The organism is Salinigranum salinum (assembly GCF_009176545.1).
Lineage (GTDB): Archaea > Halobacteriota > Halobacteria > Halobacteriales > Haloferacaceae > Salinigranum > Salinigranum salinum.
Genome location: NZ_VTOJ01000001.1, coordinates 2009905 through 2029874, shown reverse-complemented (window position 1 = coordinate 2029874; position 19970 = coordinate 2009905). Strand labels below are relative to the sequence as shown.

Below are 19970 nucleotides of genomic sequence, written 5' to 3'. Positions count from 1 at the left end.
ATCAGGTCACCTCCGACGTCGCCGGCCATGCGATGTAGTCGCTCGATCTCTTTCAGCAGAGAGGATCTGTCACGACTCGGTTGTCCCGGTCACTAATCGTGAAATGACAGTAGTCGTGAACCCACCACCGACACGGCCGAACACGAGACCGAAGACGGGAGCGACACACAGGAATAGAACACCGGCGACAACAACGAACACGACTCTAGACAATGGCCACGCTTCGATGCCACCGCCGAGGGCGTTACCGACTACTGACAAAGTTAACGTGGAAACGCCGACAACGCCGGCGAGGAGACCAGCCCGGAAGCCAGCAGCGTCCGGATCTGCCGAACGAAGCGCGGCGATCACTCCCGCGAGGAACGCTCCGATGATCATGATACTACCACTGATGGTCGCCTCCGAATTCGGCATCCAGTTCACAACAACAGCGACTGGCAGCGAGACGAGTGCGCCGATGAGCGCGGATTGCCATGCCGGCGAGAGGTCGCAGACATGGAACGATGGCAGTGTTGGTCGTATCACGGCTCAACTGTTGCCAACCGGAGTCGATTGATCGGGCTGGTTGCCGGCCACCCAGCTCCCGATTCGAGTCCCGACTTCACCGATGAGCGCGGAGAGTCCGAATCCGACGACTGCAACTCCGATAGTAAATCCGATCGTGAGCAGCGTCGCGCTCGTCACGAACCACGCTGGGCCGGCCAACCCACCCGTGGCCGCAAGGACGTCGAAAACGACCCAGAGCACCGGGAGTCCGCCGACCACCCCGACCCGAGTCCCGACCCCGCTGACCGCACCATCCGCGCGATTGGCCAGATAACCGGCGAGGATACCACCAAACAATACTGCTCCAAGCGAGAGTTCCGATCCCGTTTGCCAGTAGCTGAGGGTGGTGAACGGAAGGGAAGCTAACCCACCGATGAGGGCGTACTTCCACGGCGTCGTTCCGTGCTGTGGAGGTGGACCAACTTCGGGCATAGTGGCTCAATCAACGTTTAGTGTAGTCGAGTGATAATCCTTTGTCAGAGTGAAGCCGTCATTGAACCATCCTCAGTCACGGTTCTCTTTGGTCGAGACACGAGACCTCCAGCGATTGCTGAAAGGGCTACCCGCCCTCTGTTGGAATCGCGTGACCGATACAGGGGTTACGGCCGACAGGCGTGAGTGGATTAGTTCAGCCGGTGCGTAGCAGGTCAACAGTTTGTCGACACGACTCCGGGGTGGCGCGAGCCAACGCCCTCCCGCTGATGTAGCCTTCAGTTACGTCACCGAACCGTGACAGGCGTGCCTCTCCTCGGATGCGCGAGAGCTCCCAGTCAGCACTCGCGATTCGACCGGCTGCCTCCGTCACGACGGTGCGGGCCAGTCCAGGTGTGGGACTTTCTTCGAGCGCGGTCTGCAGTGCGTCGTAGGCCTCGCTCCGCAGTGATCTGATGTCCGCTGCGCTCTCAATCTGGTACCCGCCGTCCTCGTCGAGGCGGGAGTGAACCCATTGTAACGCCCGGATGTGCGCGAGTCGCCTGGTCGCGTCGACCACCACAGAGGCGGGACCAGATGCATCCGTAATCCGCTTGGGTCCACTCAACGCGGCTCGACGAAGGTCTGCGACGAGCCGCTCTTCGACGTCCCACTCGTCGGCGGTCGGTTCGGGTGGCAGGTCGGGCTGGCGCGAGCGGATATCCGACAACAGCATCTCGGCAGCACTACGGATCGTCGTCTCGATCGTCCCAGTATCGTTCGGGAGCGACGCGGTGAACTGCGTGTCGAGATGTCGCGCATCGGCGACGAGCGCGCGGACGGATTCGGCTTCTTCACCCCACGCGGCTACGGCGAGGAGGGCGGAGCCCTCGTACGAGGGGTGGACGCGGGTCTCATCCACGGCCAGTTCGAGCGCCGTCTCGACCCGGGCGTGGACCAACGTTGCTCGGACGAGATTCCTCCCGACGTACTCGTGGTTCTCACGGAACGACTGCCCTTCGGCGACCGACTGTCGGTGCGCTCGGCGGACGCGTTCGACCCTGAGTCCGTCTTCGACGGTCGCCCACCCGGCCGCGGCGTAGCGCGCTTGTTCGCGGGCGCGGCGGAGCGCCTGGAGGGCCGCGAACTGGGTGTCAGCCTCGAGGGCGTCGTCGAGTCTATCAGTCGCATCGTCGGCCGCGTCCGTGAGCTCCCAGCGGATGTGGCCGTTCGGGATGTCGTCGGATCCCAGCGGCAGCGGGAGCGTCGCGAGGAGTGAGGACGTCCGGTCTCGGGCAGTGTCGAGATACGTCTCCTCGATTTCGACCGGGACGGACGGCTGTACTGACGGGTCGAGTGCCGATTCTTCGTCGACGTCGGGGAGCTCGTACGCTCTGATCGTCTCACGTCGTTCGCCGGCCAGGCCACCGAACCCACTACAGCCAGCCATCGCGCTCGTCCCGACCACTGCGAGCAGCCCGCGCCGGCTGATGGACTCTCGTGCAGGCATCACGAATCACCACCCTGGTCGGCGGTCTCCGGGGGCGTCGCATGCGGTTGGGGAGAGACGTCGCTAGCGGTGTCGGTGCTCCCACGGTCGCCAGTAGCCCCACGTTCTCCGGTGGCTCCGCCAGGGCTCGCCGGATGGTCACAGGCAGCGGATCCGACGGAGGTACTGAAGCCGTTCACGTCGTCCTCGGATAGCGCGGCGGGGATGCGGACGAGCCAGCTCTCGGCAGCCCACTCGTCCGCGGCACACCGTTCGTCGTACGGCAGCAAGATCCGCGCGTAGTCAGTTTCGACCGTCGTGGAGTGCCACGAGACGTGACAGAGGTCGAGCCGAAAACACTCTCTGACCCGATGGGTCTGGATGTAGACCGTCTCGCGGTCGAACGACGTGTTCGTGATGAACGACCGTGCGTCCTCGGCAGCCGGAACATCGACGATCTCGACGCGTTCGGCCCGGGATTGACTGTCGATGATGATGGACGAGAGGTGACGCGAGTGGGTGTCGGGAGTCGGACGGTCGGAATCCGTGAGCCAGACCGGTGGGCGACCGTCAGCCACTCGAACACGGGTGGTTTCAGGGCTCGTGGTCGAGTCGGTGGATGTGTCGGACCTATCTCGACCGGCGGTTGGGGACGACGTTCGGGTCGAACCGTCCTGCCCTTGGAGTCTGTTACAGCCGGCTAACCCAGCGACCAGACCGACGGTTCCGTGGAGGAGGCGGCGGCGGGTGAGGGGGACCATCGTCTGTCTGGACGTTCGCGGCAGCAACGGCATATGTCTCGTGGTTTCCTGGAACTCGGGGCTCGAAGCGTCTGCAGACTGTGTACAGCGATTCAACCGCCGTCGTTCGAGGGAAACTGGATGACAGAGACGCTCTATACTTCAGTAGCGCATCACTGAACGACGGATTTACCATCAATTATTTTATAATTATCGTAGAATTAGCGCGATCGATACGCTGTGATTTTCCGAGTTGTTACGACGGAGTGGTCCTCTCCTTGGATTCCGCGCAATTGGCTCGCCGCACTAGTGGTTATTCTACGTCCTCTTCCTCGGGTGTTCGATACGCATCGCGGAGTGGTTGTTGCTCGGAGTCATATCCGCGGTCGTAATCGGATTACTGTACTTCTCGTGGCGATTCCTCGTCGCAGTAGAAGCGATTGCCGACGCTCAGCAGCGTATCGCCGTCCGACAAGAATAGCACTGACAGATACGTGTACTGGCCCTTGTTTAGCGTGTAAACGAGTCCCTGGCTGTTTTGGATTTTTGAATCCACAGGGTTCGATCAGGAACAGACGAAACATTCATACCTGCTGTATCGAAGTATGACCACTGCTGTCCCCGAACGGCGACATACTGCTCTCCCCACATCCGATGGATTTCCACTGGCTTATCGACCGTATTGATTCGGCTGTTGTGACGCGGCCAAAAACAGTCGTTCTCCTGTTTTTGCTGCTAACGATGGGTTTCGCTACCGGGTTTGGATCGATTTCGAGCGAGAGTGGCCAAGAGCAGTTTATCGAGGACTTGCCCTCGTTCCAGGCCGTTGAAGACATCAACGAGGAGTTCGGTCCCTCGTTCCAGACGGAGACGACGGGTACGACGATCGTCCAAGAATCGAACAACGTGCTCTCGAAGCCAGCGTTACTCGATATGCTGAAGACGCGTGAGCGGATCCTCGATTCACCCGCACTCCGTGCGGAATCGGTTTCGACCCCCGCTGAAACTGTCGCGACAACGCTTGACCCCGCTGCAACGACTCCGGAGGCACAACATCGAGCAGTCGAACGGGCAACGGCCACTGAAATCGCGGTGGCAGTGCGTGAGGCCGCAGACGACCCCGGGTTCACGAACAGCCTGAGCGACGATTTCAACAGGGGGTCGGCATCGGCTACAGCGAGCCGGGCTAGCATAACTCACCGTGCTGGCCCGGGTGCAGGAGCCTCTGGTGGGCCCGGCGGCGGGTCGGAATTTCCGCCCAACCGCGTCGAGCGAATCGACAGGCTTGCACAGGACGACGCCAGCAACATCTGGGTTCAGGGCACGCCGCCAGACACGACCGGAACGACGACAGCCGTCGTGTTGCCTGCAGCGCTCGTTCTCATCGTGCTGTTCCTGATGGTCGCGTATCGTGACCCCGTCGATATCGGTATTGGACTGCTCGCAATCTTGATGACTCTCGTCTGGACGTTCGGGTTCATCGGTCTGGCCGGCATTCCCTTTGCGGTGTTGCTGATCGCCGTCCCCCCGATTCTGATCGCGATCGGTATCGATTTCGGAATTCACTCGATCAACCGCTACCGGGAAGAACGCGTCCGCGGGCTGACCATCAGCGATGCGATGTCCCGGACGACGAATCAGATGACGGTTGCGTTCGCGATCGTCGCTGGAACGTCGGCGGTCGGCTTCCTCTCGAATCTCGCCAGTGCGTTCCCGCCCACGCGAGACTTCGGGCTCGTCGCCGCAGCTGGAATCGTCTTTACTTTCCTGATCTTTGGGATATTCGTTCCCGCGGTGAAAGTCTCCGTCGACCGCGCCCGCCAACGGTACCCGATTCCGACGCTGGCAACGACTCCCCTGGGTTCGGAGTCGTCGCCGCTGGGCCGGCTGCTGTCGGTCGGGGTCGGTGTTGCAAAGCGCGGCCCACTGGTGTTTCTCCTCCTCATGACGCTCGTCACTGCCGGTGGTGGGGTGTACGCAACGGGTGTCGACACGGGATTCAGCCCCGATGACTTCCAGCCAGCCGAGGAGACGCCGGAGTATCTGCAGTTGCTTCCGGAATCGATCCGGCCGCCCGAACGGTTCGAATACGTCCGTATCAACAACTATCTCGATCGCAACTTCGAGCAGAACGGGCAAGTGTTGATGTACGTCGAGGGGCCGATGACACGGGATACCGCACTCGAAGACGTTCATCGAGCGAGCCAGTCCCCACCCGAGACGTTCCGCGCGAGCGACCGCCAGGCCGACACTCAGAGTATCATCACGGTTATCGAGTCTCGAGCCGAGCGTGACCCGGAGTTCCGCGCGCTCGTTGAGCGCAACGACCGCAACGACAACGGCATCCCCGACGACAACCTGCCGGTCGTCTACGATGCACTGGCCGAATCGCCGGACAGCGAGGTCAGCACCTTCCTCGCCGAGGACCGCCGGAGTGCACAGGTCATCTACTCCGTCGACGGTGAGGCCGACGACGAGGTGGTGACCGACGATGCGTACAGCGTCGCCGCGTCGTATCGGGCGTCTGCGCAGCCGACCGGCAGTGTCGTGATCTTCGACGAGGCGATCTCACTCGTTCTCGAGTCGGTAATCGACTCGCTCATCCTGACACTTGTCGGGTCGAGTGCGTTCTTGATCGTGGCGTACTGGACGCTCGAGGGGCGGCCATCGCTGGGCGTCGTCAACGTGATCCCGATCCTCGTGACGATCGTAGCGGTGGTGGCGTCGATGCGGGCGCTCGGCATCGCGTTCAACGCGATCAACGGAACCATCCTCGCGATCGCCGTCGGCATTGGAATCGATTACGCGGTCCACGTTGTCCATCGGTTTGCCGACGAGTACCACGACCGTCCGTTGTATCCCGCCCTTACACGGACCGTCGTCGGAACCGGGGGCGCACTGACTGGCAGTATGTTGACGACCGTCTTCGGCATCGGTGTGCTGGCCCTGGCACTGAATCCGGCCCTCGGTGTGTTCGGCGTTCTCATCTCGCTGAGTGTGCTGTATGCGTACCTGTCGTCGGTTTTCCTCCTTCCGTCCCTCCTCGTCGTCTGGGAACGCCTCGCGACCGACACGAACACTGCGATCCCACTCATCGACACCGCGACCGACGTCATCACTGGCCAGCGCCACCCATCGAAGGGAGACTGAATTGTACTTGGACGGAATCGGTGGGTCGCATATACGTCCCGCACACTGTTCCGACGCTGATCGACGATGTCCTAGTGGTCACGAACTCGGGCGAGTAGGTCTGCAGCAGTGTCGACGAGTTCGTCGAGTGACTGCCCCGGTGCCGTCTCGGGGTCGTCGATGTCGAGACCGGGTACTGAACACGTGGCTTCCGTATCGACGACCTCGTCGACGCTGACGAACTCGTTAGTCGGCCAGAGTTCACCCGAACTCGCGTCGGGGAGGGTCACGATGACCTGTGTCAGTGAACGAAGATTCAAATCGAGACACCGTGCTTCCGATGAAACGGTATCCGGATACTCGTGTGTGCCTGCGGGTGTGAGGCCCGCGAACGAGAGCGGCGTTTCACGCTCGAGTGGATCCGTGACTGATATGCGGCTTGAAGCAAGGTCGGTGGTGTGCTCCGTGTCTGGCTGGCTGTCGCCAGTCGTCTCCGTGTGCGTCGGCGTGGACACGGTGAACCGATCGAACAGACCGTCGGCACCGCTGAGGCGAGTCGGTGACACCGGGACTGCCCTCCATCCAATTATGGCTGATAAACGCTAGTCGACGAGACTGCCTGGACTGTGCGCTTGTAGAGATACATTTCGGAAATGTCTCGTTCTCGACACACTATTTGATCAAAAATTTGTTTTGTGTGAAAAAGAATGTACGCATACGATAGGATAGTGAGGGGTGTATCCGTGTCTGGTAGTGCCTACCCCATCGAGATCGTGTGAAACCCCATACTCTACGGGCACTGGATGCCTCGACCGAGCCCGAGGTTCGGTACCACCTTCGCCAAGCACTCCGGCTTCTCGCCGAGTAGGTGTCTGCCATTCCGTCGTCCTGCAGTAACTGGACCGCTGCCCGAGTTTCCGAGATCGAGTCGCTCTCAGAGATCCGGTCTCGAAAAAACGTCGTTGTCGAGGGCAGTCTGCATGGCGATACAGTAATACACGTCGGCCCACGACGGCGTGACACATGTCCTCCATCGATGAGATCCTCGTCGCGGTCGGGGAGCGTCTCAGACGAATGCGGTCGGAGAACCCCCAGCGGTTCGCCGGACTCGCACTCGTGACGACGGTCGTCCTGCTCGTCCTCGCGTGGTACTTCCGTCCGTGGCTGCACGGCATCGTCTACGGCGTGTATACGACACCGATCCTGCCGTTCGCTGCGATCGTCGGGCTCGGGATCGCCGTGGTCGCCCGCCGACACGTCGGCTCACTCGCGAGTGGCCAGTTCGGGTTGGTCGTGTTCGTGCTCGTCCTCGTCGCGGGAGCAGGCCTGACGGGTTTCCTCGCCGGTGAAGAGATCGGCAAGTCGACGATGGACAGCGCCCCCACGGCCGAGAATCTGAGCGAAACTGACCCCGCGAAGCCCCGAGTGGTGACGAAGAGCGTCGCCTCGCGGTACGCCTCGAATACACTCAACTTCCCGCAGTATCGCATCGAAGGCGGTGATATCACGGTTCGGAACGGCACGCCGTACTGGTCGTACGCGCTCGCTCCCGACGGAGCGTACAACCACTACACGAAACGGCAACACGGGACCGTGCTCGTAGACATGACCCAGCAGAACGCGGAGGTCGATACGGTCGTTGGCGACCTCGATAAGGGCGTGGGGCCGGCGTTTTACAACAACTACCGGTTCGCGATGCTGAAACAGGCGAACTACCTCGTCGAGTACGGTGATCCGTTCATGGTCGTCCACGAGAGCGACCAGTACATCGCGGTCCCGTACACGAAACCGGAGTTCCACTGGTTGCCCCTCCCCTACACCACCCCCGAGTGGGGCGGCGTGGTACTGGTCGGCCCAGACGGGAGCATCGAAGACCTCTCACCCGCGGAAGCCCGCGACCACTCAGGCTTGGAAGAGCAGAAACTCTATCCCTTCGCGCTGGCTCGCGAGAAGGTCGCTGCAACGAAGTATCGCAACGGGATCGTCAACACGTTCACCAGCCACGAAGACGAGATCGAGGTCGCGCCAGTCCCCGGCGAGGGGAACGACCAGCCCTTCCTCGTATTCACGAACGAGGGCCCGGAGTACGTCGTCGCCGTCGAACCCTACGGGCAAGCACAGGGGCTCAAGGAGGTCTGGACGATCGATGGACGGACCGGTACGTACGAGGTCTACTCCCCGCAGCAGTCGTTGTTCGGGGCTCGCAAGGCGACCGACTACGTCCGACAGGCAGCACGGACGACCGACTGGAACCGGTTCACACCATCGGAGCCGATCCCTGTCGTCATCGACGACCAGCTCTACTGGGAGGTGCGGGTCGTCCCGAGCGACAGCAGCGGCATCGCCTACATCGCGTTCGTGAACGCCCAGTCGAGTGACGTCCACGAGGTGAGTACGACCCCCGAGGTGACTGCGTTCCTCGAAGGTGAGGGTGTCACCGAGACGCCTGCGGAGGGCGGAGACGGGGAGGGTCGGACGCCCACGATCGTCGTCGAGCGGATCGCGCCGAACGGGACGGTCGTCGAGACGTTAGAGGTGTACGACGACGAGACTGTCCGTGTGGTCCAGAGGAACGCGACCAACACGACAGCTGGTGCCTGAGACGGCGGTTCGTTGGCACGGTGCTGCCATTTGATGCTGCGGGGCTACCACCAGTAGTTTCTCTGCCGGACCGCTCATAGGCGAGAGTAGAAACGGCTGGACATCGTATCATCACCCATGCCACGAGGGGGAGTTTCGACGCAGGTCCTGACTGGAGCAGTCATCGTCATCGTCGGGACTCTTCTGCTACTCAGTACGACCGGCGTCTACGACGTTGGAAACGTGTGGCGATACGTGCCCGCACTGTTCATCCTGCTTGGCGTGTGGGCGCTCTACCGGAGTGGTTTCCGGAACGTCACGGGACCGGTCATCCTGATTCTCATCGCGGGAACGGTCCAACTCCTCGCACTCGGTCTCATCACGGGTGCGGTCATCGCGTCGTGGTGGCCGGCGCTCATCGTCCTGTTCGGCCTCTCAGTCATCTTCGGGCACTGGCGTCGGACCCGACGCGTCCCATCGGTCACGACTGACGACTTCGACCTCATCGGGATATTTGGTGGCTCCGACCAACGGGTTGCCTCCACCTCGTTTCGGGGTGGGACCGCAACCGCGCTGTTCGGTGGGGTGGAGGTCGACCTCCGGGACGTCGAAGTCGCTGATCCACCCGCGGTGGTGACCGCGACGGTGTTGTTCGGCGGTCTCGAAATCGAAGTTCCTGACGAGTGGCTGGTCGATATCGATATCCTCCCGATCTTCGGCGCGGTCGAGGACGAACGTCCCCGACGCCCCCCGGATGTCGAGATGAAAACAGAACCAGATCTAATCCTCACCGGCTTCGTATCGTTTGGTGGTATCTCGATAAAGTGATCGCTCACTCGGGAGAGATCTCGTGTGGCCTTACCCCCTCGTGATGGCGATTAATCCCTGCGCAGGAGGAATATCGGGACTGTCGCTGTTCTCGTCTTCTTCGGGAAGAGTAGACGTACGTGTAAATAGTGGGATGGTGAACGGCAACGGGTTTCGGCATCTCGCTGAGATCTGATTGTCGGGGGTCCACATCAAAGCCCCACCCTCAAGGAACCGAGGTACGTATGTGCCGAGGGAGAAGGGTGGGGGTAGCTTACGCCCGTAATATATGAACGGGGACACTAACACGACCCGAGCGTTTGGCAAGTACGTACTGTCTCTCTTTGTTTCACTGCTCATCGCCACTGTCGCAGTCTTTCCGTTCGAGGAGAGTCCTGAACCGGGGAGTTTGCCACGGCTAGTATGGGTGATAGTATTTTTTTCCGTGTTTACACTGCTCTTTCTGTGGGATGCGGGGTATTTGAGACCGTGAACTCGAACTAGTCCTCTCGGTTCAACGAATCTCTTTTGAGCGTCCTCGAATACTGATTATCCGATGAATCGCGACGCTGAACGGGCGCTCATCGGCATGACAGTCGGGGAGATTGGATTACTGATCTTGATTGGGTGCCTGCTCACACTGAGTCTGTTCGGCGACGGCTCGTTCCTTGCAGACACGTCGCGGTTTGTGCGCGCTCTCGCGCTCGGCTTCATCATCGTCGAGTTGGTGGTACCGCTCTGGATCTATCTCGACATCAGACGGCGCACGGACAACCCAGATCGAGTCTGGATCCACGTCGCAGCGATGCCGGTCATCAACCTGTTCGCGCTCGCAGCCTATTTCGCGGACCGTTCGGGAGACTAACCACCCATTTCGTAGCCGTCCGTCTGCAGCCGTGGTGTCTCCCGAGAGGTAGCCCTCGAAGCAGGGCGTCAGTTCCGGAGGGTCGCCTCCAGTTCCTCGACGAAGCTCCGGACGGCGACGTCGGCGTCGTCGTCGAGCGAGACGCCGATCCGGAACTCCTCGTCGATAGACAGATCCACCAGCGTGACGTTCTCGAGCCCGTAGACCGTGAACTCGTGCCGTCCCGTCGAACCGGACGCGAACCCCCCGGTTCGTCTCGACGTCGCCCACAGCTGCGTGATCGGTGCGGTCCGTCGGACTGCCGGCTGCGACGGGTCCGGACCGAAGAAGTAGACGCGGGCGCGGTCGCCGTCGTAGGTCGCGACCGCTTTCGCGACGGTCGGGTGGCGCTCCTCGAGATACTCGACGAGCCCCTCGTACTGGAAGCCGTCGCGGGAGACGACGTCGACGTCGATCGTGTTGCGGCCGTGCGAGAGTCGGTCGAGCGCGATCCGACCGGGCTCCGTGAGCCCGTAGAGCCGGCCCTTCTGCTGGGACTCGGGAACGAGGAGTTCGACGACGTCCCGCTCGCGGAGTTCCGAGAGCGCCCGGGAGACGTGCGGCTGTGCGAGATCCGTCTCCGCGGCGATCTTCGACGGCAGGCCGGGACCGTGGTCCGACAGGTACTCACACACGGCTAGCCGATACCGAGAACTCGCGACGTATCCGGCGGCGTCCCATGTGTCCGTCATTCGTATCGAATCCGTCGGATTGATTTTACGAATCGAAGGTATATGATTTTTCGTGTGGTTTTCGAGGAATTTACAGACATCGTATGCGTTCGGTTCGGCCGAAGCCGTGCCCTCGTCGACGGACCGGAACCCGGGTACGAGACCGGGAGCGTTCGGTATGCTTATCTGCGCACCGACATGACGGGATGGCATGGACCGACGTTCGTTCATCGCCCTCTCGGCGCCCCTGCTCGCCGGCTGCGGACAACTACCCTCCACGGAGACGCCGACGTCCGAGCCGACGGCGACCGCCACGCCGACCGAGACCGAGACACCGACCGAGACCGCCACAGCCACGGAGACGCCGACCGAGACCACCACACCGACCGAGACCGCCACAGCCACGGAGACGCCGACCGAGACCGAGACACCGGAGTTGAGCGACCGCGAACAGCGGGCTGCACGGGCGCTCGACCGGGCCATCTCCGAACTGAACCAGGCCGTCGCCACCTACACGGGGAGTGCCGAGGGGTCGCTGCTGGACGTCTCGGCGGCGACCAACGGGTTCTCGCGCGTCGCGGTCATCGGGGACATCTCGGACGCCGACGATCACATCGAAGCGGCCCGGAGGGACGCGAGCAACCGACAGCAGTCGCGGCTCACCGCCGTCGAGGACGCCCGGGAGTTCCTCTCGCTCGCTGCCGAGGCACAGTCGCGCGTCATCGCGGCCTTCGCCGAGACGCAACGCGCGCGCGACGCTGTCGACACCGAACAGGAGGGGACCATCGAATCGGCTGTCAGGGACCTCAGAGAGGAACGCCGCCGGGCAGAACGGCCGTTCACGACACTCCGGGAGGAGACGAGCGCGGACACCGTCTCCGTACTGCCGCGGATCGACGTCTCGGAGTACGAGGACAAGGTCGCCCAGTTCGACGCAGAGATCGGCGGCCTCGGCTCGCTCGCCGACTTCCTCGACCGGCTCCGGGAGGCCGTCGTCGACCTCAACGACGCGGAGCGGTTCGACCGCGTCGAGAACGAACGGAACGCGCGCGAGGCCGCACGGACGGCCGCCGAGGCGTTCGAGACGCTGACCACGGAACTCCGCGAGTTCGCGTCGGGGCTCTCCGAGAACGGCGCGGCGCTGGAGCCGGTCGCGACCGACCTCGCCGACCTCGCCGCGGCGAAAGCCGAGAAAGCCCGGAACATCGAGGAACGGAACTCCTGACAGGGCTGGCGCGGTGGACCGACCTCGTACGCTCGACCAGTGGCATCCGTGCCACCTGGTGGGGGTCGACGTCACCCGGTAGTCGTCGACGCCACCCGGTGACACCAATGTCCGGGAACTGATATATTCGGCGGGACCGTACGAGGAGACGTGATGAACGAGCGACTCACCACGGAGGCACGCACCGAATGACCACAGAGATCGTCCTGCAGGGCGGATCCCTGTTCGGCTCACCCGGCGCGGAGGTCGCGTTCCTCCTCGCCCGGATCGTCTTCGGACTCGTGTTCGTCTTCTTCGGGCTGAACCACTTCACGAACGCCGAGGCGATGAGCGGCTACGCGGGGGCGAAGGGCGTCCCCGCTCCCGAACTCGCCGTCCCGTTCACCGGTGGGATGCTCGTCTTCGGCGGTCTCGGCGTACTCTTAGGTGTCTTTCCGACGCTCGCCGCGGGCGCGATCCTCGTGTTCCTCGTCGTGACGACGCCGACGATGCACGACTTCTGGGCCGCACCCGAGGAGGAGCAGATGACCGAGATGACCCAGTTCCTCAAGAACGTCGCGCTCGTCGGGATGACGCTCGGCGTCCTCGCGATCAGCCAGTCCCCCTGGCCCTTCGCGGCCGGCATCGGCCTGTAACCACACCGCTTTGTCCGTTCCCCCCGACACAGCCTCATGACAGACGCACCCCCGACCACCGGACTGCACCACGTGACCAACATCTGCACCGACATGGCCGAGACCCGAGCGTTCTACGAGGACGTCCTCGGGTGGTACACGGTAAAACGGACGCAGAACTACGACGACCCCGGGACGCCGCACTACTACTTCTCGTCGACGCCGACGGGCGAACCGGGGACGAACGTGACGTACTTCGAGTACCCCGATACCGAGGGACAGCCGGGACCGGGCGCGAGCCACCACTTCGCGTTCGGCGTCGAAGACGAGGCCACGCTCGAGGCGTGGCGGGAGCACCTCCGGGCGCACGACGTCCGCGTCTCCGCGGTCAAGGATCGGACCTACTTCAAGAGCATCTACTTCAGCGACCCCGACGGCCTCGTCTTCGAACTCGCGACGATGGAACCGGGGTTCGGCGTCGACGAGGACGATCCCGGCACCGCCGTCGTCGATCCGTTCGCGGCGGGACACACGACCGACGGCGACGCGGGTGGAGCCGACACGGACGGTGCGGCGGACGGGGCGAACTGATGGACGGGACCCCCGACGTGTTCGGCTCGCCGTACCGACTGCTGTCCGCGGTCGTCGTCCCCCGGCCCATCGCGTGGGTCTCCTCGCGTGGACCGCGCGGCGAGAACCTCGCGCCCTTCAGTTTCTTCAATGTCGTCGCCATCGACCCGCCCGTGGTCATGTTCGCGCCGGTCGGCGTCGGCGACGACAGGAAGGACACCCCCGAGAACGTCCTCGCGACGGAGGCGTTCGTCGTCAACGTGGTCACGGACGACCTCGTCGAGGCGATGAACGAGACGGCGGCGACGCTCGGGCCCGACGAGAGCGAGTTCGAGCGCGCGGGCGTGACTGCCGTCGACGCGACGGCCGTCGACGCCCCACGGGTGGCCGAGGCGCACGTCTCGCTCGAGTGTACGCTGTACGACTCGATGGAGGTCGGCGGCTCCACGCTCGTCTTCGGCGAGGTCGTCCACGCCCACGTCGACGACGACCTCCTGGTCGACGGGAAGGTCGACGTGACGAGACTCGACGCCACGGGCCGGCTCGCCGGCGGCTACTACGCGACGACCCGCGATCGGTTCCACCTCGAACGCCCGCCGTAGTCTCGGTTCGGACGCGACTCACCCGTCTGCGTCGGACGCGTCGGACCCCCCGTGCGCGACCAGTCGGGCGATGCGGTCGAGCGCTCGCCGGCAGACGGGGACGTAGCCTGCCGCGAGGAGCGGCACCTCGAACGTCACGCGACACTGCCCGTCGAGCGCGTCGACGCGGTGGCCGGTCGCGGGCACGCGGGCGACCGTCCAGGTCCACCGTCTCTCGTCCCCGTGGTCGGTGTACGAGTCGACGACGAACGGGACCCAGACACCGACACCCGCGACGCGGAGTCGGCCGCGTGTCCCCTGGGCGATCGAGCGCTCGGAACAGTCGACGGCGGCGACGCTGGGACCCCACTCGGGCCACCGTGTCGTATCGGTGAGGAGTTCCCACACCTCGTCGGCGGGCGCGTCGACGATCCGCGAAACGGCCAGCCTGCGGCCCGACGGGGTTCGTTCGACGCCGACGGCGTGCGCATATATATTCCTAGGCATGACATTGATTCCTAATACGAGGCGCGGGAAAGCGTTAATACTTGTCACACCCTCCGTCGTGCAATGTCATCGCAGGACACGCCACGGATGAAAGAGATCAGCCACACACCCCCGGAAGGGGAGTCCGTCACCAACGTCTGGCAGCGAGGACGAGTCGTCGAACCGACCACCGACACGCCCGCCGCGGCGGACGACTAGCGACCCTTCTCCTCGTCTCTCGTCGGCACGGAGCCACTGCGCCGTACCGTCGGTTCCGGGACGTTTAACCCCGCGTCGCGCGCGCTCTCGTGTACGAGTATGAAAGCCACCGCCAAGGCACATCCGATCCAGGGATTGGTGAAGTACCACGGGATGCGCGACCCCGACCTGCGGCTGCCGTACCACGACAGCATCAGCGTCTGCACGGCACCGTCGCACACGCGCACGACGGTCGCGTTCGACCCCGACGCCACCGACGATCGGTACCGGATCGACGGCGACGTCGTGGAGGGTCGTGGTGCCGAACGCATCGACCACGTCGTCGACCACGTCCGCGAGCTCGCCGGGATCGACCACGCCGTCCGCGTGGAGTCGGCGAACTCGTTCCCCTCGAACGTGGGATTCGGCTCGTCGTCGTCGGGGTTCGCCGCGCTCGCGACCGCGGCGTGCGAGGCCGCCGGGCTCGACATGACACGCCCGGAGATCTCGACGGTCGCCCGCCGCGGCTCCTCGTCGGCCGCTCGCGCGGTCACCGGCGCGTTCTCGCACCTCTACGCCGGGCTGAACGACGACGACTGCCGCTCGAAACGGATCGAGACCGACCTCGAATCGGAGCTCCGGATCGTGACGGGACTGGTCCCCGCCTACAAGGAGACCGAACAGGCCCACAGGGAGGCCGCCGACTCGCACATGTTCCAGGCGCGGATGGCCCACATCCACGGGCAGATCGCGGAGATGCGTGACGCCCTCCGAAGCGCGGACTTCGACCGCGCGTTCGAGCTCGCCGAACACGACTCGCTGTCGCTGGCCGCGACGACGATGACCGGTCCCGCCGGGTGGGTGTACTGGCAACCTCGAACGATCGCCATCTTCAACGCCGTGCGAGAGCTCCGGTCGGAGGGCGTTCCGGTCTACTTCTCGACGGACACGGGTGCGTCGGTGTACGTCAACACGGTGGAAGAACACGTCGACGCGGTGGAGGCGGCCGTCGCCGACTGCGGTGTCGACACCGACGTGTGGACGGTTGGCGGCCCAGCGCGCGTCTTGGACGAGTCGGAGGCGCTGTTCTAACGGGCGGTGGGTCGCAGGCCCAGCGCGCGTCCTAGACGAGTCGGAGGCGCTGTTCTAACGGGCGCGTCGGACGTGATCTCGCGAGCAGTTCCGTCCAGGGGCCACCGGTCGCCCGACGCGTCAGGTACCTTCAGTCCTGACACGTTCGTGCGTTCCGTCATGAAACGTTCTTTGCCTTCGCGTCCCTCCCCCCGAGTATGCGTATCGCCGTCCTCGGCGCCGGCTACGCGGGCGTCACGGTCGCCCGCCGGCTCGACGCCAGACTCCCCCCCGAAGTCGAACTCGTCGTCGTCGACGAAGATCCGACACACCTGGTCCAGCACGAACTCCACCGGCTCGTCCGGTATCCGGCGCTCGAAGACGCGATCCAGGTACCCCTCGACGACCTGTTCGACCGTGCGGAGATCCGGACCGCGCGGGTCGAGTCGATCGACCGGGATCGCCGACGTGTCCACCTCTCCGACGGCGACCTCGATTACGACTACGTCGCCGTCTGTCTCGGGGCCCAGACGGCCTTCTACGACCTGCCGGGGCTGGCGGAGCACGCCGTCCCGCTGAAACGGGTCGAGGACGCCCACGCCATCCGCGAATCGTTCCTCGACACCTGTGCGGCGGGCGGGACGGCCGTCGTCGGCGGCGCGGGGCTGTCGGGCGTGCAGGTCGCGGGCGAACTCGCGGCGCTCGCCGACGAGGAGGGTGCCGACGTCGACGTCGTCCTGCTCGAACAGCTCGGTTCGGTGGCCCCGTCGTTCCCCGAGAACTTCCAGCGGGCCGTCCACGACGAGTTGGTGGCGCGGGGCGTCGACGTCCGGACCGGTACGACCGTCGAACGGGCGACCGCCGACGCGGTTGAGACCGACGCCGGTGCGGTGCCGTACGACACGCTCGTGTGGACCGGTGGCATCCGCGGCCCCGACGCCATGGGCCGGGATCGACCGGCCGTCAGGGGCGATCTGCGACTCGACGCCCGGACGTTCGTCGTGGGCGACGCCGCCCAGATCGTCGACGCCGACGGCGAGGCAGTGCCCGCGTCCGCCTCTGCGGCGCTCCGCGAGGCGCGCGTCGTCGCCGACAACCTCCTCACGCTCGTGCGACACGACCGCGAGGCCGACCCCGACGACTTTCTCCCACGGCTCCAGCAGTACCGCTTCGACGTCCCCGGGTGGATCGTCTCGGTCGGCGACGGGACCGTCGCGCAGGTCGGTCCGACCGTCCTCCGCGGACGGGCGGCGCTGGCGATGAAGACGACCGTCGGTGCGGGGCATCTCTCCTCGATCGGGGCGATCCGGCAGGCCGCCGACCTCGTCGAGACCGAACTCGGCACGGGCGGGATCGAGGCCGTCGACGGCGAGGAGCTCGAGGCGGCGCTCGACGACGTCCCGGACCCCGCCGAAGTCGTCGACGGGGTCGGTGGGCACGGCACGGGGACGGCCGACGCGCCCGATCGGACGGTGTCCGAAGAACCGGCAGGACCGATCGAGATCGAGATCCCCGTGGACGACGAGACGGACGACGATCCCGAGCACCGGACGGTCGATCTCGACCGGGAGACGGACGACGACACGGAGGCGGAGACCGACGCGGACGCCGACGCGAACGGGGACGAGTCGGCGGAGTAGCTCGCGGGCGGGGGAGGGCGTCGCTGGAGGAGGCTGTCGGGAGCAGCATCGACGCGGTGTGGATCGACCGGTCACGGAGCCGCGGCCGCCTCTGTCGCGGTCGTAGTCACTGCCGAGATCACGGTCGACGTCGTGTCGACGACCGCAAGCGGCCCGCAACCCGTCTGAGGCGGCGCTCAGCAATGTTAAGCGTGTTCGTATCCAACCGGTGGCATGATCGAGCAGTCGGTGAGCGACGTGATGACGCAGTCGGTCCGGACGGTCACGGTTGAGACGACGGCGGCTGCGGTCGCCAGGCTGTTCGCGGCGAACGCCATCGGGTCGGCGGTGGTCGTCGACGAGACCGGCGACGTCGTGGGGATCGTCACCGAGTCCGACGTCATGCGACAGGTCGCGAACGACGCCGACGTGGCCGCCGTTCGGGTCGGTTCGTTCATGAGCACACCCGTCGTCACCACGACCAGCACGGCGTCCATCGACACGGCAGCCCAGTTGATGCGCGATCACTCGATCCGGCGGCTCCCCGTCGTCGACGACGGGGAGCTCGTCGGGGTGCTCACGACGACGAACCTCGCACACTACATCCCCCGCCTGCGGGACGTGATCCGTCGCGCCCGAACCGGATCGAACGGATGAGGCGACTCCCGTCTCCGGTGTCCCGTCCCGCAGCTATCGACTGCTGGCCGCCTCGACGACCGCGCGAACCCGTCCCTCGTCGACGGCGTTCGTCGTCTCGCCACCCGTCTTGAGCGCCGTCCCGACGACGACGCCGTCGGCGTGTGCGAGACAGTCACCGATCGTCTCGCGGGTGACGCCGCTGCCGACGAACAGCGGTGCGTCGTGCCGTTCGCAGGCCGCGGCCGCACGCTCCAGTCGTGCCGGGTCGACCGCGTGTCCCGTCCCCCGGCCGGAGACGACGACTGCGTCGGCGAGGCCGCGGGTCACCACGTCGTCGATCGACGCGGCGAGTGACGGTTCCTCGCCGAGTGGCGTGGAGTGTTTGACACCGACGTCCGCCAGAATCTCGACCGCGGCGTCGAGGCGGTCCCGGAGGCGGAGGGTCTCGTGTGCGCGCCCCTCGATCAGCCCCTGGTCCGTGACGCGTGCCCCGGCGTGGACGTTCACGCGGACGAACGACGCGCCGGTCGCGGCCGCCACCGACAGGGCCGCGTCGGCGTCGTTCCGGAGGACGTTCACGCCGACGGGGCAGTCGACCGCGCCGACGATCCGGCCCACCACGTCGGTCATCGAGGCGACCACGTGTTTCGGCACCGCGTCGGGGTAGAACGGGACGTCGCCGAAGTTCTCCACCATCACGGCGTCGACGCCGCCGGCCGCGAGCGAACGAGCGTCCGCCAGTGCCCTGTCGCGGATCCGATCGCGATCACCGCCGAAGCCCGGCGAGCCCGGCAGCGGTGCGAGGTGGACCATCCCGACGACGACGGATTCCGAATCGAGCAGTGTCATGGCGGGCACACTCGGCGGGGACGCAAAGGCAGTTCGGTCGGCCCGTTCGTGGTCGCACGCGCTGTTCCTCGCGCCCTGGCGTGTGTGGCCACGGTCTGGCAGCCGCCGAGCACATCCGGGGTAGGCTCACGCTCCGTGCTGACGAACGAGCGACGTACACAGACGACAGCTGCTCGGCGCTGTCGGGGCCGCGGGGGCGTCCCTGACGGCAGGGTGTACGGGCCCCGGTCTGCGCGTGGGGAGCGCCGACCCGCCCGCGTTCGAGGCGTCCCTGTCCGTGCCCGCGGAACTGACCCTCGGAGCGGCGTTCTCCGCGACCGTCACGGTGACCAACACGGGCGGGTCGCGCGGCAGCTACCGTGGGCGAATCCGTGCGTTCGCAGGGATGATCTACGAGACGGATCGAGCGGTCGAGGTCGAGCCGATCGAGCCGGGCGAGACGCGCGAGACGGCAGTCGGGCCGGTGGTCGCGCCGTACGCTGGCGGCTGGACGGTCGAACTCGTCGACGAGGCGTCGGGCGACACCCTCCCGGAGCGAGTTCTCCACTGCCAGTGCCGACGGTCGCGCGCCGGTGTACTACAGCCCCGAGTCGTGGGACGAGTACCGCTGGCCGGGGACGCCGTATCCGGGCAAACGACGCATCGATCCGGGCGCGTCGCTCTCGGGGTGGGTCGCGCTACTCGTTCCCGCTCCCGCCGACGGAGTGGTCGCCGTCGTCTGGAACCGTGACCTGTCGTCGTCGCCGCCGGAGGCGTTCTGGCGGTCGTGACCGACGGACCGCTGAGGCGGTGTCGGGACGCTGACCGGGACGCTGACACCCGGAACGCTCTTTCCGTCGGC

General features: G+C 65.0%; 20 protein-coding genes and 1 pseudogene. 13 read left to right on the top strand and 8 right to left on the bottom strand.

The window, feature by feature from the left end:
• Positions 1-69: 69 nt before the first annotated feature.
• The 4 genes from FZP69_RS09690 to FZP69_RS09675 all read right to left on the bottom strand — a co-directional run bounded on the left by FZP69_RS09690 (position 70) and on the right by FZP69_RS09675 (position 3024).
• Positions 70-525 carry a DUF5518 domain-containing protein gene (locus FZP69_RS09690; RefSeq protein ID WP_240137515.1) on the bottom strand — a complete coding sequence of 152 codons (456 nt, stop codon included), beginning with the start codon at positions 523-525 and terminating at the stop codon, positions 70-72.
• A 3-nt stretch (positions 526-528) separates the two neighbouring features.
• Positions 529-978 carry a DUF5518 domain-containing protein gene (locus FZP69_RS09685; protein WP_152041111.1) on the bottom strand — a complete coding sequence of 150 codons (450 nt, stop codon included), beginning with the start codon at positions 976-978 and terminating at the stop codon, positions 529-531.
• Positions 979-1174: 196 nt separating this feature from the next.
• On the bottom strand, positions 1175-2467 hold the full coding sequence (locus tag FZP69_RS09680; protein ID WP_152041110.1) for a hypothetical protein: 1293 nt from the start codon (positions 2465-2467) through the stop codon (positions 1175-1177).
• Positions 2467-3024 carry a hypothetical protein gene (locus tag FZP69_RS09675; RefSeq protein ID WP_152041109.1) on the bottom strand — a complete coding sequence of 186 codons (558 nt, stop codon included), beginning with the start codon at positions 3022-3024 and terminating at the stop codon, positions 2467-2469. The genes FZP69_RS09680 and FZP69_RS09675 overlap by 1 nt, the downstream gene beginning before the upstream one ends.
• Positions 3025-3840: 816 nt before the next feature.
• Between FZP69_RS09675 and FZP69_RS09670 the strand changes: the two genes are divergently transcribed.
• Positions 3841-6336, top strand: coding sequence for an efflux RND transporter permease subunit (locus tag FZP69_RS09670; protein ID WP_152041108.1), 2496 nt, complete (start codon positions 3841-3843; stop codon positions 6334-6336).
• Positions 6337-6407: 71 nt separating this feature from the next.
• Here FZP69_RS09670 and FZP69_RS09665 read toward each other — a convergent pair whose 3' ends face one another.
• A complete protein-coding gene (locus FZP69_RS09665) occupies positions 6408-6635 on the bottom strand; it encodes a hypothetical protein (RefSeq protein ID WP_152041107.1) in 228 nt (75 codons plus the stop codon).
• 703 nt (positions 6636-7338) lie between these two features.
• On the opposite strand from FZP69_RS09665, the gene FZP69_RS09660 reads away from it, so the two are divergent.
• From FZP69_RS09660 to FZP69_RS09650, 3 genes are all read left to right on the top strand, one after another.
• Entirely contained in the window at positions 7339-8916 is a 1578-nt protein-coding gene (locus FZP69_RS09660; protein WP_204959942.1) for a hypothetical protein, read from the top strand.
• A 117-nt stretch (positions 8917-9033) separates the two neighbouring features.
• Positions 9034-9723: a LiaF transmembrane domain-containing protein gene (locus FZP69_RS09655; protein WP_152041106.1), complete on the top strand. Its 690-nt coding sequence runs from the start codon at positions 9034-9036 to the stop codon at positions 9721-9723.
• 535 nt (positions 9724-10258) lie between these two features.
• Positions 10259-10567, top strand: coding sequence for a hypothetical protein (locus FZP69_RS09650; RefSeq protein ID WP_152041105.1), 309 nt, complete (start codon positions 10259-10261; stop codon positions 10565-10567).
• A gap of 68 nt (positions 10568-10635) precedes the next feature.
• On the opposite strand, the gene FZP69_RS09645 is transcribed toward FZP69_RS09650, so the two are convergent.
• Positions 10636-11298, bottom strand: a complete 663-nt coding sequence (locus FZP69_RS09645; RefSeq protein WP_152041104.1) for a winged helix-turn-helix domain-containing protein — start codon at positions 11296-11298, stop codon at positions 10636-10638.
• 190 nt (positions 11299-11488) lie between these two features.
• On the opposite strand from FZP69_RS09645, the gene FZP69_RS22515 reads away from it, so the two are divergent.
• The 4 genes from FZP69_RS22515 to FZP69_RS09625 all read left to right on the top strand — a co-directional run bounded on the left by FZP69_RS22515 (position 11489) and on the right by FZP69_RS09625 (position 14288).
• Entirely contained in the window at positions 11489-12502 is a 1014-nt protein-coding gene (locus FZP69_RS22515; protein WP_192918520.1) for a hypothetical protein, read from the top strand.
• A 188-nt stretch (positions 12503-12690) separates the two neighbouring features.
• Entirely contained in the window at positions 12691-13137 is a 447-nt protein-coding gene (locus FZP69_RS09635) for a DoxX family protein (RefSeq protein ID WP_152041103.1), read from the top strand.
• 36 nt (positions 13138-13173) lie between these two features.
• The gene (locus FZP69_RS09630) at positions 13174-13707 is read left to right on the top strand and encodes a VOC family protein (protein ID WP_152041102.1); all 534 of its coding nucleotides are present in this window, start codon (positions 13174-13176) and stop codon (positions 13705-13707) included.
• Positions 13707-14288, top strand: coding sequence for a flavin reductase family protein (locus tag FZP69_RS09625; RefSeq protein ID WP_152041101.1), 582 nt, complete (start codon positions 13707-13709; stop codon positions 14286-14288). Before FZP69_RS09630 ends, FZP69_RS09625 begins: the two co-directional genes overlap by 1 nt.
• Before the next feature lie 18 nt (positions 14289-14306).
• Here the strand turns inward: FZP69_RS09625 and FZP69_RS09620 are convergent, their stop codons facing one another.
• On the bottom strand, positions 14307-14774 hold the full coding sequence (locus FZP69_RS09620) for an SRPBCC family protein (RefSeq protein WP_152041100.1): 468 nt from the start codon (positions 14772-14774) through the stop codon (positions 14307-14309).
• Between the two features lie 63 nt (positions 14775-14837).
• Here FZP69_RS09620 and FZP69_RS23225 point away from each other — a divergent pair, with 63 nt between their 5' ends.
• The 4 genes and pseudogenes from FZP69_RS23225 to FZP69_RS09605 all read left to right on the top strand — a co-directional run bounded on the left by FZP69_RS23225 (position 14838) and on the right by FZP69_RS09605 (position 18298).
• Positions 14838-14972 carry a hypothetical protein gene (locus tag FZP69_RS23225; RefSeq protein ID WP_275689350.1) on the top strand — a complete coding sequence of 45 codons (135 nt, stop codon included), beginning with the start codon at positions 14838-14840 and terminating at the stop codon, positions 14970-14972.
• A 99-nt stretch (positions 14973-15071) separates the two neighbouring features.
• Complete coding sequence (mvaD, locus tag FZP69_RS09615) at positions 15072-16043, top strand: phosphomevalonate decarboxylase MvaD (RefSeq protein WP_152041099.1); 972 nt, start codon at positions 15072-15074, stop codon at positions 16041-16043.
• Between the two features lie 197 nt (positions 16044-16240).
• Positions 16241-17362, top strand: a pseudogene (locus FZP69_RS09610) (NAD(P)/FAD-dependent oxidoreductase); the annotation flags it as partial.
• 513 nt (positions 17363-17875) lie between these two features.
• Positions 17876-18298: a CBS domain-containing protein gene (locus FZP69_RS09605; RefSeq protein ID WP_204959940.1), complete on the top strand. Its 423-nt coding sequence runs from the start codon at positions 17876-17878 to the stop codon at positions 18296-18298.
• Positions 18299-18331: 33 nt separating this feature from the next.
• Here FZP69_RS09605 and FZP69_RS09600 read toward each other — a convergent pair whose 3' ends face one another.
• Complete coding sequence (locus FZP69_RS09600) at positions 18332-19129, bottom strand: BtpA/SgcQ family protein (RefSeq protein WP_152041097.1); 798 nt, start codon at positions 19127-19129, stop codon at positions 18332-18334.
• 572 nt (positions 19130-19701) lie between these two features.
• Here FZP69_RS09600 and FZP69_RS09595 point away from each other — a divergent pair.
• Positions 19702-19899, top strand: coding sequence for a hypothetical protein (locus tag FZP69_RS09595; protein WP_152041096.1), 198 nt, complete (start codon positions 19702-19704; stop codon positions 19897-19899).
• Positions 19900-19970 lie beyond the last annotated feature (71 nt).